General features: G+C 70.9%; 15 protein-coding genes. 5 read left to right on the forward strand and 10 right to left on the reverse strand.

Annotated features, from left to right (window positions below; translation table 11 throughout):
* Window positions 1-23: 23 nt before the first annotated feature.
* From trpB to GGQ93_RS14335, 5 genes are read left to right on the forward strand one after another with little or no spacing between them, the layout of a single operon-like run.
* Window positions 24-1,271: a tryptophan synthase subunit beta gene (gene trpB, locus GGQ93_RS14315; RefSeq protein WP_183217887.1), complete on the forward strand. Its 1,248-nt coding sequence runs from the start codon at window positions 24-26 to the stop codon at window positions 1,269-1,271.
* Entirely contained in the window at window positions 1,268-1,717 is a 450-nt protein-coding gene (locus GGQ93_RS14320; protein WP_183217889.1) for a hypothetical protein, read from the forward strand. Before trpB ends, GGQ93_RS14320 begins: the two co-directional genes overlap by 4 nt.
* Entirely contained in the window at window positions 1,714-2,553 is an 840-nt protein-coding gene (trpA, locus tag GGQ93_RS14325; RefSeq protein WP_183217891.1) for a tryptophan synthase subunit alpha, read from the forward strand. Before GGQ93_RS14320 ends, trpA begins: the two co-directional genes overlap by 4 nt.
* Before the next feature lie 10 nt (window positions 2,554-2,563).
* Window positions 2,564-3,454 (forward strand): acetyl-CoA carboxylase carboxyltransferase subunit beta, encoded by an 891-nt coding sequence (locus tag GGQ93_RS14330; RefSeq protein ID WP_183217893.1) that lies wholly within the window; start codon window positions 2,564-2,566, stop codon window positions 3,452-3,454.
* 5 nt (window positions 3,455-3,459) lie between these two features.
* Window positions 3,460-4,734: a bifunctional folylpolyglutamate synthase/dihydrofolate synthase gene (locus tag GGQ93_RS14335; protein WP_183217895.1), complete on the forward strand. Its 1,275-nt coding sequence runs from the start codon at window positions 3,460-3,462 to the stop codon at window positions 4,732-4,734.
* Here the strand turns inward: GGQ93_RS14335 and GGQ93_RS14340 are convergent.
* From GGQ93_RS14340 to GGQ93_RS14385, 10 genes are all read right to left on the reverse strand, one after another.
* Window positions 4,731-4,919, reverse strand: a complete 189-nt coding sequence (locus GGQ93_RS14340) for a hypothetical protein (protein ID WP_183217897.1) — start codon at window positions 4,917-4,919, stop codon at window positions 4,731-4,733. The genes GGQ93_RS14335 and GGQ93_RS14340 overlap by 4 nt on opposite strands.
* Before the next feature lie 71 nt (window positions 4,920-4,990).
* The gene (gene trxA, locus GGQ93_RS14345) at window positions 4,991-5,329 is read right to left on the reverse strand and encodes a thioredoxin (protein ID WP_152949100.1); all 339 of its coding nucleotides are present in this window, start codon (window positions 5,327-5,329) and stop codon (window positions 4,991-4,993) included.
* Window positions 5,330-5,592: 263 nt separating this feature from the next.
* On the reverse strand, window positions 5,593-9,009 hold the full coding sequence (addA, locus tag GGQ93_RS14350) for a double-strand break repair helicase AddA (RefSeq protein ID WP_183217899.1): 3,417 nt from the start codon (window positions 9,007-9,009) through the stop codon (window positions 5,593-5,595).
* Window positions 9,006-12,104 carry a double-strand break repair protein AddB gene (gene addB / locus GGQ93_RS14355; RefSeq protein ID WP_446325282.1) on the reverse strand — a complete coding sequence of 1,033 codons (3,099 nt, stop codon included), beginning with the start codon at window positions 12,102-12,104 and terminating at the stop codon, window positions 9,006-9,008. Before addB ends, addA begins: the two co-directional genes overlap by 4 nt.
* Window positions 12,105-12,258: 154 nt before the next feature.
* Complete coding sequence (murU, locus tag GGQ93_RS14360; protein WP_183217901.1) at window positions 12,259-12,975, reverse strand: N-acetylmuramate alpha-1-phosphate uridylyltransferase MurU; 717 nt, start codon at window positions 12,973-12,975, stop codon at window positions 12,259-12,261.
* Complete coding sequence (gene amgK, locus GGQ93_RS14365) at window positions 12,972-14,069, reverse strand: N-acetylmuramate/N-acetylglucosamine kinase AmgK (protein ID WP_152949097.1); 1,098 nt, start codon at window positions 14,067-14,069, stop codon at window positions 12,972-12,974. The genes murU and amgK overlap by 4 nt, the downstream gene beginning before the upstream one ends.
* On the reverse strand, window positions 14,056-14,514 hold the full coding sequence (gene tsaE / locus GGQ93_RS14370) for a tRNA (adenosine(37)-N6)-threonylcarbamoyltransferase complex ATPase subunit type 1 TsaE (protein WP_054764128.1): 459 nt from the start codon (window positions 14,512-14,514) through the stop codon (window positions 14,056-14,058). Before tsaE ends, amgK begins: the two co-directional genes overlap by 14 nt.
* Complete coding sequence (locus GGQ93_RS14375; RefSeq protein WP_054764127.1) at window positions 14,511-15,368, reverse strand: lysophospholipid acyltransferase family protein; 858 nt, start codon at window positions 15,366-15,368, stop codon at window positions 14,511-14,513. Before GGQ93_RS14375 ends, tsaE begins: the two co-directional genes overlap by 4 nt.
* 40 nt (window positions 15,369-15,408) lie before the next feature.
* The gene (locus tag GGQ93_RS14380; RefSeq protein WP_054764126.1) at window positions 15,409-15,792 is read right to left on the reverse strand and encodes a type II toxin-antitoxin system VapC family toxin; all 384 of its coding nucleotides are present in this window, start codon (window positions 15,790-15,792) and stop codon (window positions 15,409-15,411) included.
* Window positions 15,789-16,031, reverse strand: a complete 243-nt coding sequence (locus tag GGQ93_RS14385) for a type II toxin-antitoxin system Phd/YefM family antitoxin (protein ID WP_054764125.1) — start codon at window positions 16,029-16,031, stop codon at window positions 15,789-15,791. The genes GGQ93_RS14380 and GGQ93_RS14385 overlap by 4 nt, the downstream gene beginning before the upstream one ends.
* Window positions 16,032-16,040 lie beyond the last annotated feature (9 nt).

Consider the following 16,040-nt stretch of genomic DNA (forward strand, 5'->3'; position numbering starts at 1 on the left):
CTCTCCGCGTGAAAGTCGAAACCGTGAACGCTCAAACCCCCTTCCAAGCTCCTGATCCCGCTCAGCCGCTCTCCAACGCCTATGCCTGGCCGGACGCGCAGGGACGGTTCGGGCCTTACGGCGGGCAGTTCGTGGCCGAGACCCTGATGCCGCTGATCCATGAGCTGGATGCGGCCTATAAGGCGGCCAAGGCGGACCCCAGTTTCCAGGCCGAACTGGACGGCTATCTGACCCACTATGTGGGTCGCGAGAGCCCGCTGTATTTCGCCGAACGCCTGACCGAACATTTCGGCGGGGCCAAGATCTGGCTGAAGCGCGAGGATCTGAACCACACCGGCGCGCACAAGATCAACAACTGTATGGGCCAGATTCTGCTGGCCCGGCGCATGGGCAAGACCCGGATCATCGCCGAGACCGGCGCCGGCCAGCACGGGGTCGCCTCGGCCACCGTCTCGGCGCGGTTCGGCCTGCCCTGCACCGTCTATATGGGGGCGGTCGATGTGGAGCGGCAGCAGCCGAACGTCTTCCGCATGCGTCTGTTGGGGGCCGAGGTCTTCCCCGTCACCGCCGGCGCCGCGACCCTGAAGGACGCGATGAACGAGGCGATGCGCGACTGGGTGACCAACGTCTCGGACACCTATTACATCATCGGCACGGCGGCGGGTCCGCACCCCTATCCGGCCATGGTGCGCGATTTCCAGTCGGTGATCGGCAAGGAGATCAAGACCCAGTCGATGGCCCGGATGGGCAAGCTGCCGGACGCCGTCGTGGCCTGTATCGGCGGCGGATCGAACGCCATCGGCGCCTTTCACCCCTTCATCGACGATGCGGCCGTGCGGCTGATCGGGGTCGAGGCGGCGGGCCACGGGCTGGACACGCCGGACCATGCGGCCTCGCTGAAGGGCGGGCGGTCGGGGGTGCTGCACGGCAACCGGACCTATCTGTTGCAGGACGAGGACGGCAACATCGTCGAGGGCCATTCGATCTCGGCCGGGCTGGACTATCCCGGCATCGGGCCGGAGCACGCCTGGCTGCACGACATCGGCCGGGCCGAATATCGCTCGGCGACGGACAATGAGGCGCTGGAGGCCTTCCAGCTGTGCTCGAAGCTGGAAGGCATCATCCCGGCCCTGGAACCGGCCCACGCCCTGGCGCGGACCGGCGAAGTGGCGCGCGAAGTCGGCAAGGGCGGCGATGTCGTCCTGCTGATGTCGGGCCGGGGCGACAAGGACATCTTCCAGGTCGCCCGTCATCTGGGAGTGGAATTGTGATCCGCAGCCTGTCGGCGATCGCCGCCGCCCTGAGCCTTTCGACGGCCGTTCAGGCCCAGACGCCGGTTGAGGTTAAACCCGCCGATGTCGCCCTGCTGCCGGGCGCGCAGCTTTCGCCCGATTGCGGCGGTCTGAACAATCTGGCCGGCCGGGCCTGGTGCGTCACCGCGCCCCTGGGTCAGGTCGGCGCCCTGGCCGAGGCCTATATCGCCGATCTGGAGACCAAAGGCTGGCTGGCGGCGGGCGGCGACGAGAACCGCGTCGTCCTGATCAAGCGTCGCGAGGGCGGCGGTTGCGACGGTATGCAGATGGTCGCCTTCTACGACACGGCCAGGGTCGCCGTCGCCGAACTGCCCGCCTATCTGGGCTTCGCGACCATTCCGGGCGACGTGTGCGCAGCCCAGGCCGCCGCCGAGAAGCCCGCTTCGGACACATCGACCCAATGACCACCACTCGTATCGACGCCTGTTTCAAGGCGCTGAAAGCCCAAGGCCGCGCGGCCTTTATTCCCTATGTGATGGGGGGCGATCCGTCGCGCGAGGCGGCGCTGGCGATCCTGAAAGGGCTGCCCGCCGCCGGGGCCGACATCATCGAACTGGGCTTTCCGTTCAGCGATCCGATGGCCGAGGGGCCGCCGATCCAGCGGGCCGCCATTCGCGGACTGAAGGCCGGGTTCGGCCTGCGTTCGACCATGGATCTGGCGCGGGAGTTCCGCAAGGACGACCAGACGACGCCGATCATCCTGATGGGCTATCTGAACCCGATCGAGAGCCTGGGATACGACGCCTTCGCCGCCTATGCGGCCGAGTGCGGCGTCGACGGGCTGATCGTGGTGGACTGCCCGCCGGAAGAGGCCGCGCCGCTGATCGAGGCGCTGGACAAGGTCTCGATCTCGCTGATCCGCCTGGCGACCCCGACCTCGGACGACGAACGGCTGAAGATCGTGGTCCAGGGGACCTCGGGCTTCGTCTATTATGTCGCCGTCGCGGGCGTGACCGGGGTCAAGGAGGCGAACGCCGACGTCGTGGCGCCGGCGGTGGAGCGGGTGCGCAAGGCCTCGGGCCTGCCGGTCGCGGTCGGCTTCGGGGTCAAGACGCCGGAACGGGCGGCCGAGATCGCTCGCGTCGCCGATGCGGTGGTGGTCGGCTCGGCCCTGGTGGACGAGGTGGCCGCCGCTCTGGAGGCCAATGCGCCCGCTGCGCCGCGCGTCCTGGCCCGCGTCAAGACCCTGGGCGACGCGGTTCGATCGGTGACTAGTGCTTCCGCAGCGGAAACCGTCTAAGAGCCCGCCCATGGTCGACAAGAACAAACCTCAGGAAAAGCGCGGCGGCTGGCTGAGCCGTTTCGCGCCCGGCGTCCGCAAGATCGTGTCGCGCCGCGACACCCCCGACAATCTGTGGGTCAAGGACCCCGATACGGGCGAGATGCTGTACCGCTCGGACCTGGAGGCCGCCCTGTGGGTGACGCCGTCGGGCCGCCATATGCGGATCGATGCGCCGACGCGGTTGAAGGCCACCTTCGACGGCGCCGTCTATGATACGATCGAGACGCCGGACGTGCCTGAGGATCCGCTGAAGTTCTCGGACGGCAAGTCCTACAAGGACCGGCTGAACGCCGCGCGCAAGGCGGCGGGGCGCAAGGACACCATGGCGATCGGCTGGGGTTCGGTCGGCGGTCAGAAGGCGGTGGTGATCGTTCAGGACTTCACCTTCATGGGCGGGTCGCTGGGCATGGCGGCGGGCGAGGCCTTCATCAAGGCGGCGCGCGAGGCCGTGGCCCGCAAGGTTCCGCTGGTCTGTTTCACCGCCGCCGGCGGGGCGCGGATGCAGGAAGGCGCCCTGTCGCTGATGCAGATGGCGCGCACCACCCTGGCCATCGAAGAGCTGAAGTCGGCGAAACTGCCCTATGTGGTGGTGCTGACCGACCCGACCACGGGCGGGGTGACCGCCTCCTACGCCATGCTGGGCGACGTGCATCTGGCTGAGCCGGGGGCCTTGATCGGCTTCGCCGGTCCGCGCGTGATCGAGGCCACCATCCGCGAGAAACTGCCGCCGGGCTTCCAGCGCGCCGAATATCTGCAGGAGAAGGGCATGGTCGACCGGGTCGTGACCCGCGCCGATCTGCCCCGCGTCCTGGGCCGGATCCTGTCCATGCTGATGGGCGGAAACCGCCTGGCGGCCTGACGGCCTTGGACCCCATCTCCGAGCGGCTGCGCGCCCGACATCCGCAACGGATTGATCTGTCGCTGGATCGGATGCGCGCCCTGTGCGCGGCCCTGGGCGATCCGCAGCATCGGTTGCCGCCGGTGGTCCATGTGGCGGGGACGAACGGCAAGGGATCGACCGTGGCCTTGATCCGGGCCGTCGCCGAGGCGGCGGGGCTGAAGGTCCATGCCTATACTTCGCCCCATCTGGTGCGGTTCAACGAGCGGATTCGGCTGGCAGGACGGTTGATCGAGGACGATCATCTGCACGCCATCCTCGATCGGATAGAGTCCGTGTCCGGCGAGGCGACCGTGTTCGAGAGCACCACCGCCGCCGCCTTCCTGGCCATGGCCGAGACCCCGGCCGATCTGGCGGTGATCGAGGTCGGCCTGGGCGGGGTGCTGGACGCCACCAATGTGATCGAACGGCCGCTGCTGAGCGTGATCACCCCGGTCGACTATGATCATGCCGAGTTTCTGGGCACGGACCTGGCCGGGATCGCCTCGGAAAAGGCCGGGGTGCTGAAGGCGGGAGCGCCGGGCGTGATCGGGCGCCAGCGTGAGGAGGCGTTCAAGGCCATCGAACGCCGGGCCGCCAACGTCCGTGCGCGGCTGACGGTTCTGGGGGTGGATTTCGACGCCTGGGCCGAGCGGGGCGGCATGGCCTTCCAGACGGCGGACCTGTTCATGGACCTGCCGGCGCCCGCCCTGGCGGGGGCGCACCAGATCGACAATGCGGCCGTGGCCATAGCCGCCGCCCTGGAGCTGGATCTGCCGGAAAGCGCGATCATCGAAGGGCTGAGGGCCGTGCGGTGGCCGGCGCGGCTCCAGCGGATCTCGACCGGACCCTATGGGCAGGCGGCCAAGGCGGCGGAGGCGGAGCTGTGGCTGGACGGGGGGCACAATCCCCATGCCGGACGGGCGCTGGCGGCCTTTCTCGCCGAGCGTCAGGCGCGGGCGCCGCGCCCCCTGGCCCTGATCTGCGGCATGTTGGGCAACAAGGACGCCGGCGGTTTCTTTGCGGCCCTGAAGGACAGCCAGGCCACGGTCTTCACCGTCGGCTTCGACGGGGCGGCGGCCGAGCCGGCGGCCCTGGCGGCCGTGGCGCGCGGCCATGGTCTGGCGGCGACCCCGGCAGGCTCCGTCGGCGAGGCCCTGGACCTGGCGCTGCGCCTGGGTGCGGGCCGGGTGGCGATCTGCGGGTCTCTGTATCTGGCGGGCGAGGTGCTGGGCGCCAGCCCGGAGACCTGGCCCGTCTAGCGGGTCATCCAGGGTTTGGACTTGCCGGCGGCGAGGCGGGCGGCCTGTTCGCGCTGGAAGCGTCCGCCCCGCGGCGGCTTGGGCCGAGCCTCCAGCTTGGCGGTCTTCAGGCGCAGGGCCTTCTGAACCGGGGTTTCGCCGGGGATGTCGTCCGGGATGTGGTCGGGCGGGGTTTCGTCGCTCATGAGCGGCCTTCTAGCAAAAACGCCCGTCGGTCGGTACCGGCGGGCGTCTGTCGTTCAGATTTCGTCCGAGATCAGGCGGCGTCGGCCTTGACGCCCGCCTCGGCCAGCCATTCGACGATCTTGCCCTTGGGCATGGCGCCCACCTTCATCGAGGCCATCTGACCGTCTTTGAACAGCATCAGGGTGGGGATGCCCTTTACGCCCAGTTTGGACGGGGTCATGGGGCTGTCGTCGATGTTGATCTTGGCCACGGTGACCTGGCCGCCCAGTTCGTCGGCGATCTGTTCCAGGGCCGGGCCGATCTGTTTGCAGGGGCCGCACCATTCGGCCCAGAAGTCCACCAGAACGGGGGTGGAGGATTTCAGGACGTCGGCGTCGAAGCTTTCGTCCGTGACTTTGACTGTCGCCATAAATGGCTCCTTGGGCCCTATCGCTCGGCGCACGGCGCCTCGCGACATCAGCGCGAATGGGGTTGGCCGGATCCGTCCGGGTTCGGCCGCAGATGTGGGAGCGAATCGCGGGCAATTCAACTGCCGCCGTCGCTCCCCCTCCCTCTCCGTCCGTCATCCTCGGGCTTGACCCGAGGATCGGATGATCCGTCCCTCGTGCGAAGACGGCGACGCACAGCCCGATCGACGCCCGTCCTCGGGTCAAGCCCGAGGATGACGGAGGGTCAGGGCGCGAGCGCCGCCTCCAGCATGGGCTGCGGGATCGGCATCAGCTTGGGTCCGTCGGTCCAGACCAGGGCGGCCTCGACCGGGCGGTCGGGGTAGAGGCGTTCTAGCACGGCGACATAGACGGCGGCCTGAAGCACATAGGCGGGATCGACCCGGTCCAGGGCGTCAGGGGCGGGGCGGTTGGTCTTGTAGTCGATGACCAGGACCCGGTCGGGCGTGACCACCAGTCGGTCGATCCGGCCGTTGATCGCCGCGTTCGACGGGCTGGGCAGGGCGCCGGTCAAGGCGACTTCGGCGCGGGAGCCGGGGCCGAAGACGGGGGCGAAGCGGGCGTCATCCAGCACCGAGAAGGCGGCGGCGATCATTTCGGCGCGCTGGGCCTCGTCCAGATCGGTCTCGCGCGCCAGCAGACGGCGCGCCGCGTCGGGGCGGTCTGCGGGGGCGATCTCGGGCAGGCGCTCCAGCAGCCGGTGGATCAGGTCGCCGCGCCGGAACCGGCCCAGTGCGGCGCCGCCGGCCGCGCTGCGGGCGAGCGGCGAGGGGGCGGGGATGCGGACCTGGCCCTCCATCCGCGACGGCGCGGCGAAGCGGGCGGCGGCGTCAGCGGGCGGCGGGACGGCGGCCCAGGCGGGCAGGGCGTCGGCGGCGGCGGTCGCGGCGGCCTGCGTCGGGCGATGTTCGGGGTCGACGCCGAAGCGGCGGACGCCGTTTTCGACCTCGCGCACCTGGTCGCCCAGCCGGTCGAAGGTCTCCTCGATCACCGACCACCAACTGCCGGGCTCGGCGCCCCGGCTGGAGGCGCGGCCCATGACGATGACGCGGTCCCGCGCGCGGGTCAGGGCCACATAGAGCAGGCGCAGGGTCTCGTCGTCGGTGCGGGCCTGACGCGCCGCGCGGGCGTCGGCCGAGGCGGGGCAGTCGTCCTTGGCCGAGCCGGGCGCCATCAGCCAGGCCTCGCCCTCGCCCTCGGGCGTGACGGCGGGCATCAGGGACGGGCCCTGGGCCTTCGCCTTCATGGTGGTGTCGGGCAGGATGACGATCGGCGCCTCCAGCCCCTTGGCGCCGTGGACGGTCATGACGCGGACCTCGCCGCGCGCCCCCTCAAGTTCGCGCTTCACCTCGACGTCGGCGGCCTCGAGCTGGGCCAGGCAGGTCTCCAGATCGATCGCGCCGCGGTTCTCGGCCGCCAGCACCTGGTTCAGGGTCTCGTCTATGGCTTCCTCGGCCTCGCGGCCCAGCCGGGCCAGGATGCGGGCGCGGCCGGAGAGCCCCAAGTCGTCCACGCGGTTCAGGGCCTGGGAGAAGAAGGCGAACGGGTCGCCGCCGCGCGCCGCTATGGCGGCCTGGAGCGTGTCGCGCGCGCGGGTCCATTCGGGGCGTTCGTGCGCCCGGTCGCGCAGGTCGCGCCACAGCTGGCCGCCTTTCCGGTTCTCGCGCCCGGCGAGGGCGTAGAGGCCGTCCTCGTCCACGTCGCACAGGGGGCTGCGCAGCACCTCGGCCAGCGACAGGTCGTCGTCGGGGAAGAGGGCGAAGCGGGCCAGAGAGATCAGGTCGTCGAAGACGATATGGCTGGACAGTTTCAGCCGGTCGGCGCCGGCGACGGGGACGCCCTCGGTCTTAAGCGCGCGGATGATCTCTTCGAAGGTGGCGTCGCGGCGGCGGACCAGGACGATGTAGTCGCCGTAGCCGGCGGGGCGCAGATCCCGCGTTCGGCTGTCGAAGACGGCCAGGCCGCTTTCGACCTGGCGGCGGATCTCGCGGGCCAGGTCGCGGGCCAGGCGCTTCCTGGCGCTGCCGGCGCTTTCCTGATCGACCGGATCGTCCCAGGCGTCGGTCTCGGGCGCGGGTTCGTCCAGGAACAGGGGCCACAGGTCGACGGCCCCGTGCTGGCCGATGCGGGCGGGGATATGGCGGGCGATGTCGCCCTGGGGGCCGGTCAGGGCGCGGGTGCGGTCGGGATCGGCGAAGACGGCGTCGACGAAGGTCAGCACCTCCTCGGTCGAACGGTAGGAGGTGTTCAGCTCCGGCCCCGCGAAGGGCTCGCCGGCGCCCTCGGCCAGGGCCAGGAAGTCGGCCCGCTCCTGGCGCAGCCGTTCCGGCCGGGCGCCCTGGAAGGAGTAGATCGACTGTTTCTCGTCGCCGACGGCGAAGACGGTGCGGCCCGACGTCTGGCCTGAGTAGAACTCTCCGGTCAGGGCGCGGACGATGGCCCACTGGTCGGGGGCGGTGTCCTGGGCCTCGTCGATCAGGACGTGATCGACCCCGCCGTCCAGCTTGTACAGCACCCAGGCGGCGGCCCCGCTGCGGGTCAGAAGGGCGGCGGCGCGGGCGACCAGGTCGGGGAAGTCCAGCGCGCCGCGCTGGGCCTTGGCGGCCTCGTAGAAGGCGGCGTGGGCGCGGGCCAGGGTCAGAACCTTGATCGTGTCGTCGGCGACCTTGGCCTTACGCAGGGCCTCGCGGGCGGCGAGGTATTTGGTCTGGAGGTCCAGCAGCCAGCCGACCGCGCCTTGCGGCGCCGACTTGGTGCCCATGCTCTTTCGCGGCTCGCCCGCCTGGGTGCAGAAGACGCCCGCCAGGGCGGCGAAACCGGCGTAGGGCGGGGCGGCCACGCTCATGGCGTCGGCGATCTTGCGGTCGTTGGCCGAGCCGGTCGCCATGGCCTCGGCCATGCGGTTCCATTCGGCGGGGTCGATCCAGGCGACGAAGTCCCGCTCCAGGTCTTCCGGGCTGCGGCCCGCCTCGGCGCCGGTGAGGGCGTAAGGGTCCGGCGCGGCCCCCGCCTCGGCCCGGTCGATATAGTCCAGCAGATCGGCGCGCCTGGCCTCGATCATCGACAGCAGGGCCTGGAACCGCTGCCAGTCCAGTTCGACGGCGAAATGGCTGTAGGCCTGGCCGATAGGGCCGTCCGGATCGGCGACGGCGGCGCGGGCCAGGTCTTCGCGCGCGGCATGGCTGAGGGCGGCGGCGGCCTGGTCTTCCAGCACGGTGAAACGGGGCGAGACCCCGGCCTCCAGCGGGAACCGGCGCAGCAGCTTCTCGCAGAAGGCGTGAAGGGTCTGAATCTTCAGCCCGCCGGGCGTTTCCAGCGCGCGGGCGAACAGTTTGCGGGCGCGGGACAGGGCGGCGTGATCGAGGGTCTGCGGATCGCCGTCGTCCAGCCGGGCCAGTTCACGCGACAGGGCGGCGTCGTCCAGCACGGCCCAGCCGCCCAGCTGGTCGAACAGCCGGGCCTGCATCTCGGCGGCGGCGGCCTTGGTGTAGGTGACGCACAGGATGGCGCCGGGATCGACCTGATCCAGCAACAGCCGCGCCACCCGGTTGACCAGGGTGGTGGTCTTGCCCGAGCCGGCGTTGGCGGTGACGAAGACGGTCAGGCGCGGATCGGCGGCGACGATCTGGGGGGACACGCTCATTCTTCGTCCCCGTCGCCGATCACCGACCATTCCCAGACGCGGGCCAGATGGTCGTAGTTGCCGCCCTGGGCGCCCATGAACTGGGGCGCGGCCCAGGAGACATAGGGGGTGTTCGGGTCGTCGAAGCGAGCGACGCGGCGCTTCAGCCCCTCCAGCGCCGCCTGGGCCAGGTCGGCGGCCTCGGCGCCCGAGGCGCGGGTGATGACCTCGCCCGCCGTCTTGCGCCCGACCACGCGGACATAGGTCAGTTCGTCGGGCGTGACGGGGCCTTTGGCGCTCTCGAACCCGCCGTCGGCCAGGATGGCGGCGGTCAGGGTCAACTGCGGGGCGAAGCCGGACTTGACCTGTTTGGCGGACGGCGCCGCCCCGGTCTTGAAGTCCATCACCGCCGCCCCGTCGGACGACAGTTCGATCCGGTCGGCGAAGGCCTTGACGGTGAAGGGGCCGGCGGGGGCGTCGAAGGTCAGGGCGCCCTGTTGCTCGACCAGGATTTCGATCCCGCGCGCGCGGCGGCGGCGCTCGAAATCGGTCAGCCAGCGAGCGCAGTTGCGGGCGAGCGGCGCCTCGCGCGCCATGGCCGCATCCTCGAAACCGCGCGCGCCCAGTTCGCGCAACAGGTGGTCGTGCAGGACGGCCTCGCAGTCGTCGGGCAGGTCATGGGGCCAGTCCAGCGTCAGCCGTTCGACGGCGGCATGGACGGCGTCGCCACGGGCGAGCGCTTCGGCGGACGCGCCGGGACGCTCCATCGCCTCCAGCCCCAGCACCCACAGGGCGTAGATGGCGTAGGGGTCGCGCACCCAGCGTTCGATGCGGGTGACATAGAGGCTGCGCGGGCGGCGATGCACCGGCGGGCGCGGCTCGGGCCGTTTGGCGAAGCGCGGCGGGCCGGGCGGAGGGGCGTCGAGCGCGCGGGTCCAGTCCAGGACGGTGCTGGAGCGGGGCAGGTCGACTCCCGCCCCCCGCGTCAGCATCTCCAGCCGCCACAGCCAGCGGGAGCGGACGGCGGGCTGGCCGCCGCGTCGTTCACTGTGGACCAGGATCACTTCCTCGGCGCAGGCGGCCTGGACGAAGTCCTGTGCCGTCTGGCCCAGGCGGCGTTCGGGCGGGGGCAGGCCGAGCGCTTTTCGCATCGGGCGCGACAGGAAGGGGTCGGTGGGCGCGGCCTGGGGCCAGACGCCTTCCTCCAAGCCCGCCAGGATCATCCGGTCGGCGCGCACCAGCCGGGCCTCGATGGCCCCGAGAATCCGCAGCGACGGATGGGTGGCGCCCCCGGTGCGGACCACGGTCTCGCGCACCAGGGAGGAGGTCAGCTCGGCCAGGTCGGCCCGGTCGATACGGCCCAGGGCGGCGCCCCCCTCGATCAGGCCGGACAGAAGGGCGGCGGCGGCCTCGCCGTCGGGACCGGCCCAGGCGTCCTGGCCGGCCAGGGTCTCGATCAGGCGCGTCAGGGCGGAGGCGGCGACGTTCAGGTCTGCGTCGGGGGTGAAGACGGCGGTAGCGGTCTCGACGGCGGTTTGCAGACGCTCGACCAGGCGGGTGGCGGCCGACAGGCGTTCCCGTTTCCACTCGGGCGGAGCCTTGCCGCGCCGGTCGGGCTGAACGGCTTCCAGCAGACGGCGGCGCACGGCGGCGAAGTCGCGGGGACGGGGGCCGCGCAGGGCGTGCTCCTCCAGCGCCGCGACGGCGGCGGCTTGAGGCGCGTCGCCCAGGTCGAACCGGACCAGCGGATGTTTGATGACGGCCAGCAGCAGATGGGGCTGGACCGGATCGGCGATCCAGCGGGCGCACAGATCGACCAGGGCGCCGGCGGGCAGGCGCGACAGGGGGCTGCCTGCCGAGGAATCCGGGATGACGCCCCAGCGCTCCAGCCGCGCGGCGACGCGGCGGCCCAGGGCCTGGTCCGGAGTGACCAGGGCGCAGGTCTTGCCCGGCGTTTCCAGCGTCTCGCGCATCATCAGGGCGATGGCCGTTGCGGCCTCCTCCTCGGCGCGGGCGGTCAGCAGGGACAGGCCTTGCAGACCTTCGGCTATGGGGTCGCGGGCCTCGCCGCGCGCGGCGGCGGTCGAGCGAAGGTCGCGGATGGCGCGGCGCCAGTCGTCGGTGGCCTCGGCGGGCCGCAGGGCCTCGTTGACCAGGCGCTGTCGGGCCTGGCCGCGGGCGAGGGCGGCGGGCGGCTGGGACGGGGCGAACCAGGGGCGGATGTCGGCGCGGGCGACCTCGACCCGGTCCAGCAGGCGTTTCATCGCGCTCTGCGGATGCTGTTCGTCCAGACGGTCCCAGACCGCCGCGTCGAGATCAAGGTCGAGACCGGGCAGGACGACGCAGCCCAGGGGCGCTCTGGCCACGGCGCCCAGGACGTCGGCGGCGGCGGGGACGGTGCCGGTCGAGCCGGCGGCGATGACGGCCTGGGTCGGGGGCGTGTGGTCCCACAGTTCGGCCAGGCGTCTCAGCAGGGTGGCGCGGCGCCAGGCCGGATCGACCAGACCCAGTTCGGCCAGACGCTTGGGCCAGGCCTCCACCGCCAGGCTCAGGAACTCGGCCGACCGTTCCCAGTGTTCGGCCATTTCGCCGTCGACCAGGGTCGCGATCCGTTCGGGGTTCGGAACCTCTTCCAGCTGGCAGGAATCGAGGAAGCCGCCCAGGGCATCGGCCAGATCCAGGGCGCGCATCGGCGTCAGGCTGTCGTCGAACTGTTCGACGATCATCCGCGCCATCTCGAACCGGCGGGTCAGGGCGGGGATGGCGGGCGGCAGATCGAGGCCGAGGGCGCCGGGGGTGAAGGGCGGCTCGTCCTCCTCCAGATCGCCCAGAGGACGGACCTGGGGCAGCAGGACGGGGCGGCCCTGGGAGAGTTTCGACAGGGCGCCGGTGAAGGCGCGGGCGGCGCGGCGGTTGGGCAGAAGGAGGGTGGCGTCCGACAGGGTCTCGGGCGGCAGATCGCCCAGCCAGGCCAGGACGCCGGCGGCCAGGTCTTCAAGGAAGGGCCGGTGGGCGGGGACTGCGTACCAGCGGGGGCGCACTTCTGTTTCCCTAGCGCCGACCGCGCGGCGGTCGGCTGCTTGAGGGAGGTCCGTGAAGGGGTCGAAGGGAGGCATGGCGGCCATCGTCATATCCCTCCCTCACAATCCGTCATCCTCGGGCTTGTCCCGAGGATCCATAGACTCGGTCGCGGCCGGCGCGCACCCTTTGAAACCGGGCGTATGGATCCTCGGGACAAGCCCGAGGATGACGAGGAAAAAACAGGTACGGTCACCCCACCCCCGCCAGTTTCGCCTCGGCCTCATCCCGGGCCTGGGGATCGCCGACGTGCATCCAGTCGCCGTCCAGGACGCAGCCGTAGAGACGGCCTGCGGCGGCGGACTTGCGCCACAGGGGGCTTAAGGAAAAGGGGCCGTCGGGCCCGTGGTCAGCATAGCCGGGGCGGGTGATGTGGACGCCCATATAGGCGAAGGGGGCGGAGGGGGCGTCGCCGCGGAAGGTCAGTCTCCCGTCGTCGGCCAGGAAGAAATCGCCGTCGCCCTCGAAGCCGATGGAGCCCTCGCGGCGGGCCAGCAGCAGGGCGGCGTCCATCGTGTCGGGGTTCCAAAGGCGCACGAGGTCCGCCAAGGCGTCGCCCCGGTCGATCCAGACGCTGTCGATATTGGCGACGAAGATCGGATCGTCGCCCAGCAGGGGGCGGGCCTTCTTCAGGCCGCCGCCGGTTTCCAGCAGTTCGGCCCGTTCGTCGGAGATGAGAATGCGGGGGCCGCGTCCGCGCGCGGCCAGATGGGCTTCCAGCCGGTCTGCGAACCAGTGGACATTGACGACCGCCGTCTCCACTCCGGCGTCGGCCAGACGGTCCAGCACATGGTCGATCAGGGCGCGGCCCGCCACCTCGACCAGGGCCTTGGGCCGGTCGTCGGTCAGGGGGCGCATCCGGGTGCCCAGGCCGGCGGCGAGCACCATCGCGGTTTTCGGCGGGGTCATGCGCGCACCTCGACAGGGACGTGGCGATCAAACCAGCGGGCGACGGGCGCCAGGGCCGGCTGGTCCAGATTGGCGTTCAGATGCCGCCACATGCGCGGCAGGAACTGGCGGTAGCGGGGCTTGCCGTCCCGCGCGATCAGTCGGGCGAAGATGCCGATGATCCGCGCCTCGTTCAGCGCGGCTAGCCCGGCATAGTCGGCCATGAAGGCGGCGCGGTCCACCTGGGGGCGAAGGGCGAAATAGCGGTCCAGGGCCTCGGCCTCCAGCGCCGGCGACACGTCGCGGCGGGCGTCCTGAAGCAGGGAGTGCAGATCCCAGGACGGGTGGGCGCGCACCGCGTCCTGGAAGTCGATCATGCCGACGCGGGCGGCGCCTTCACGCTCGGGCAGCCAGATCAGGTTCTCGGCGTGATAGTCGCGGTGGGCCATGACCGAGGCCCCGGCGGCGCCCGAGGCGACGATCGGCGCCCAGGCCTCTCGCCATTCCGCCACCGCGGCGGCGTCGAAGGCGACGCGCGCGTCCAGACGGGGCAACCAGTCGACGAACAGGTCGGCCCCGCCCTGGAGCGCCGTCTCGTCATAGGTCAGGAGCGGCCAGTCGCCGCCGGGACCGGTCAGCACCTCAGGCGGGGTCCCGGCCTCGTGCAGGGCGGCCAGGGCCTCGATGGCGGTCAGATAGAGGGGCGTCTCCTCGGCGCCGTCCTCGATGACGCGGGCGAACAGGGCGTCGCCGAAATCCTCCAGCACCGCCAGGCCGTTGGGCGCGTCCAAGGCCGGGATTTCAGGCGCGGACAGACCCAGCGACTTCAGATGGGCGGCGACGGCGGCGAAGGCCTCGATCCGACCGGCCGAAAGGCGGGCGACGGCGTTCCAGCCTGCGGCGTGACGCTGCTCGGGCGTCCAGGCCGGATCGGCGGGCGGGCTCTCGGCGGCGGGCGCCTGGTCCATCAGCATCAGGGTGGGGCCGCCCGGCGGGGTCAGCCGTTCGTAGCGCCGCGTCGAGGCGTCGCCCGGCAGAGGCGCGCGCGCAGCCTCGGCCAGGCCGGCGGCGGCCAGGAAGTCGAGGCGAAGCTGTTCGCGATCAGAGACGGACATGGTCGATCAGGTCTTCCCACCGGCCTACGCCGGAAACGGTCGCAACACGGCCGTCGCCGTGTTCGGAAATCTCAATGACAAGGCGGTCGGGCCCCAAGAACCGGCCCGGATCCTCGCCCAGCCGCTCGGGCCATTCAATGAGGGCGCAGCCCTCGTCCAGGGCCTCGTCCAGGCCGATCTCGAAGGCTTCTTCCGGCCGGGTCAGGCGATAGAGGTCGAAATGGGCGACGGGCAGGTCGGATTCATAGAACTGGACCAGGGTGAAGGTGGGGCTCGGCACCTCCTCGTCCGGCGTGGTCAGGGCGCGGATCAGGCCGCGCGCCAGGGTGGACTTGCCCATGCCCAGCGGCCCGTACAGCAGCAGGCTGTCGCCCGGCGCCAGAAGGGGGGCGATGACTTGGCCCAGACGGGTGGTGGCCTCGGCGTCAGGGAGTTCGACCTTCATGGGAAGACCGCGTCTGGATCGGCGGCCAGGGTGCGTTCGGTGAAATGTTTCAGCGCCACGGTGGCCTTTACGGCGTCCACGTCCAGCCGTTCGGGCGGGATGGGGCGGCCGACCAAGATATCGAAAGGCTTGCCCGCCTTGTTCAGCAGTTCGTGGAACAGGGTCACGTCGCGCAGCTCCTGCGAAACCTTGTCGAACAGGTGGAACAGCCGGCTGTAGGGGCCGGCGACGTGCATGGGCACGACCGGCGCGCCGTATTTCCGCGCCAGGGAGGCGGCGGTCGGCGCCCATTCGGGGTCGGTCAGCAGGCCGTCGGCGCCGACGCGGGCCAGACGGCCGGCGGGGAACATGACCACGCAGCGTTCGGCTTCGAAGGCCGCCTTGGCGGCGTTCAGCGTCGCGCGGGTCTTCTCGCGGGTGCGTTTGTCGTGAACCCATTCGACCGGGATCACCGTCTCGGCGAGCCGGGGCGAGACGCGCAGGGCGTCGGCGTTGGCGAAGAAGACCGCGTCGAGACGGCGCCGTTTTACGGCGTCATAGACCGCGACCCCGTCGGCTATGCCGGTCGGATGGTTGGCGACGACGACGCACCGGCCCGTCGCGGGCAGGCGGTCCAGAGGGGACGCCGTCACCTTCAGCCGAAGCAGGTCCGACACATAGTCCAGGCTCTCGGAGCCCGAGCGGTCACGCACAGCGTCGGCCATCCGCACGGCCGCCTTGTAGTTCAAGATCGAATAGAGCAGCGGGCGCACCGCCGGCCACAGCGGCGAGGCGGTCAGACGGGGCGCACGCTCGGCGATCAGCACATCGACGATGTGGGGCGAGCGGCGGACGGGAAGGGCGGCGGAATTCATGGACGACCGCTTGTCGCCGGTTCGGCGAAAGGGAGCAAGCCTACCAGAGCCGGGCCACGCCGAAGCCGTCGAACAGGGTTTCGTTCGAGACCAGGGTCAGGTCGTTGAGCAGGCCCTGGGCGATCAGCAGCCGGTCGAAAGGGTCGCGGTGATCGCCGGCCATCCGACCGGCCAGGCTGGCTTCGCGCCAGCTCACAGGGAGTTCGGCGAACCCCTCTCGACGCATGACGTCCGCAAACTGCTCGGCCAGGGCGTGGGCGTTCGGCAGCTTGCCGATGCGAAACTTGATCGCGATCTCGATGGCCGACACGCTGCTGACAAAGACGGCGTCAGCGTTCCGGATGGCGTCGTCGGCTGCGCCCGACAGCCGTTCGTCGTCCCAAACCCACCACATCAGGGCGTGGGTATCGAGCAGGAGGTTCAATCTCCCCGGCCCTCCCAGAGGCGGAGTTCCTCTTCGGGCAGCGGATCAAAAAAGCTCTCGTCGAAACGCCCCATGCCCTTCAGCCGACCTCGCCTGCGTTCAGGTTTCGCCGCCTCGAACGGCACGATCCGCACCGCCGGCTTGTCGCCGCGGGCGATCACCACCTCTTCGCCGCGTTCGGCGGCGGCGATCAGTTTGGAGAGATGGGTCTTGGCGTGGTGGACGGTGACGGTGGTCATGTCGCGCTC

This window comes from Brevundimonas aurantiaca, assembly GCF_014199955.1.
GTDB lineage: Bacteria > Pseudomonadota > Alphaproteobacteria > Caulobacterales > Caulobacteraceae > Brevundimonas > Brevundimonas aurantiaca.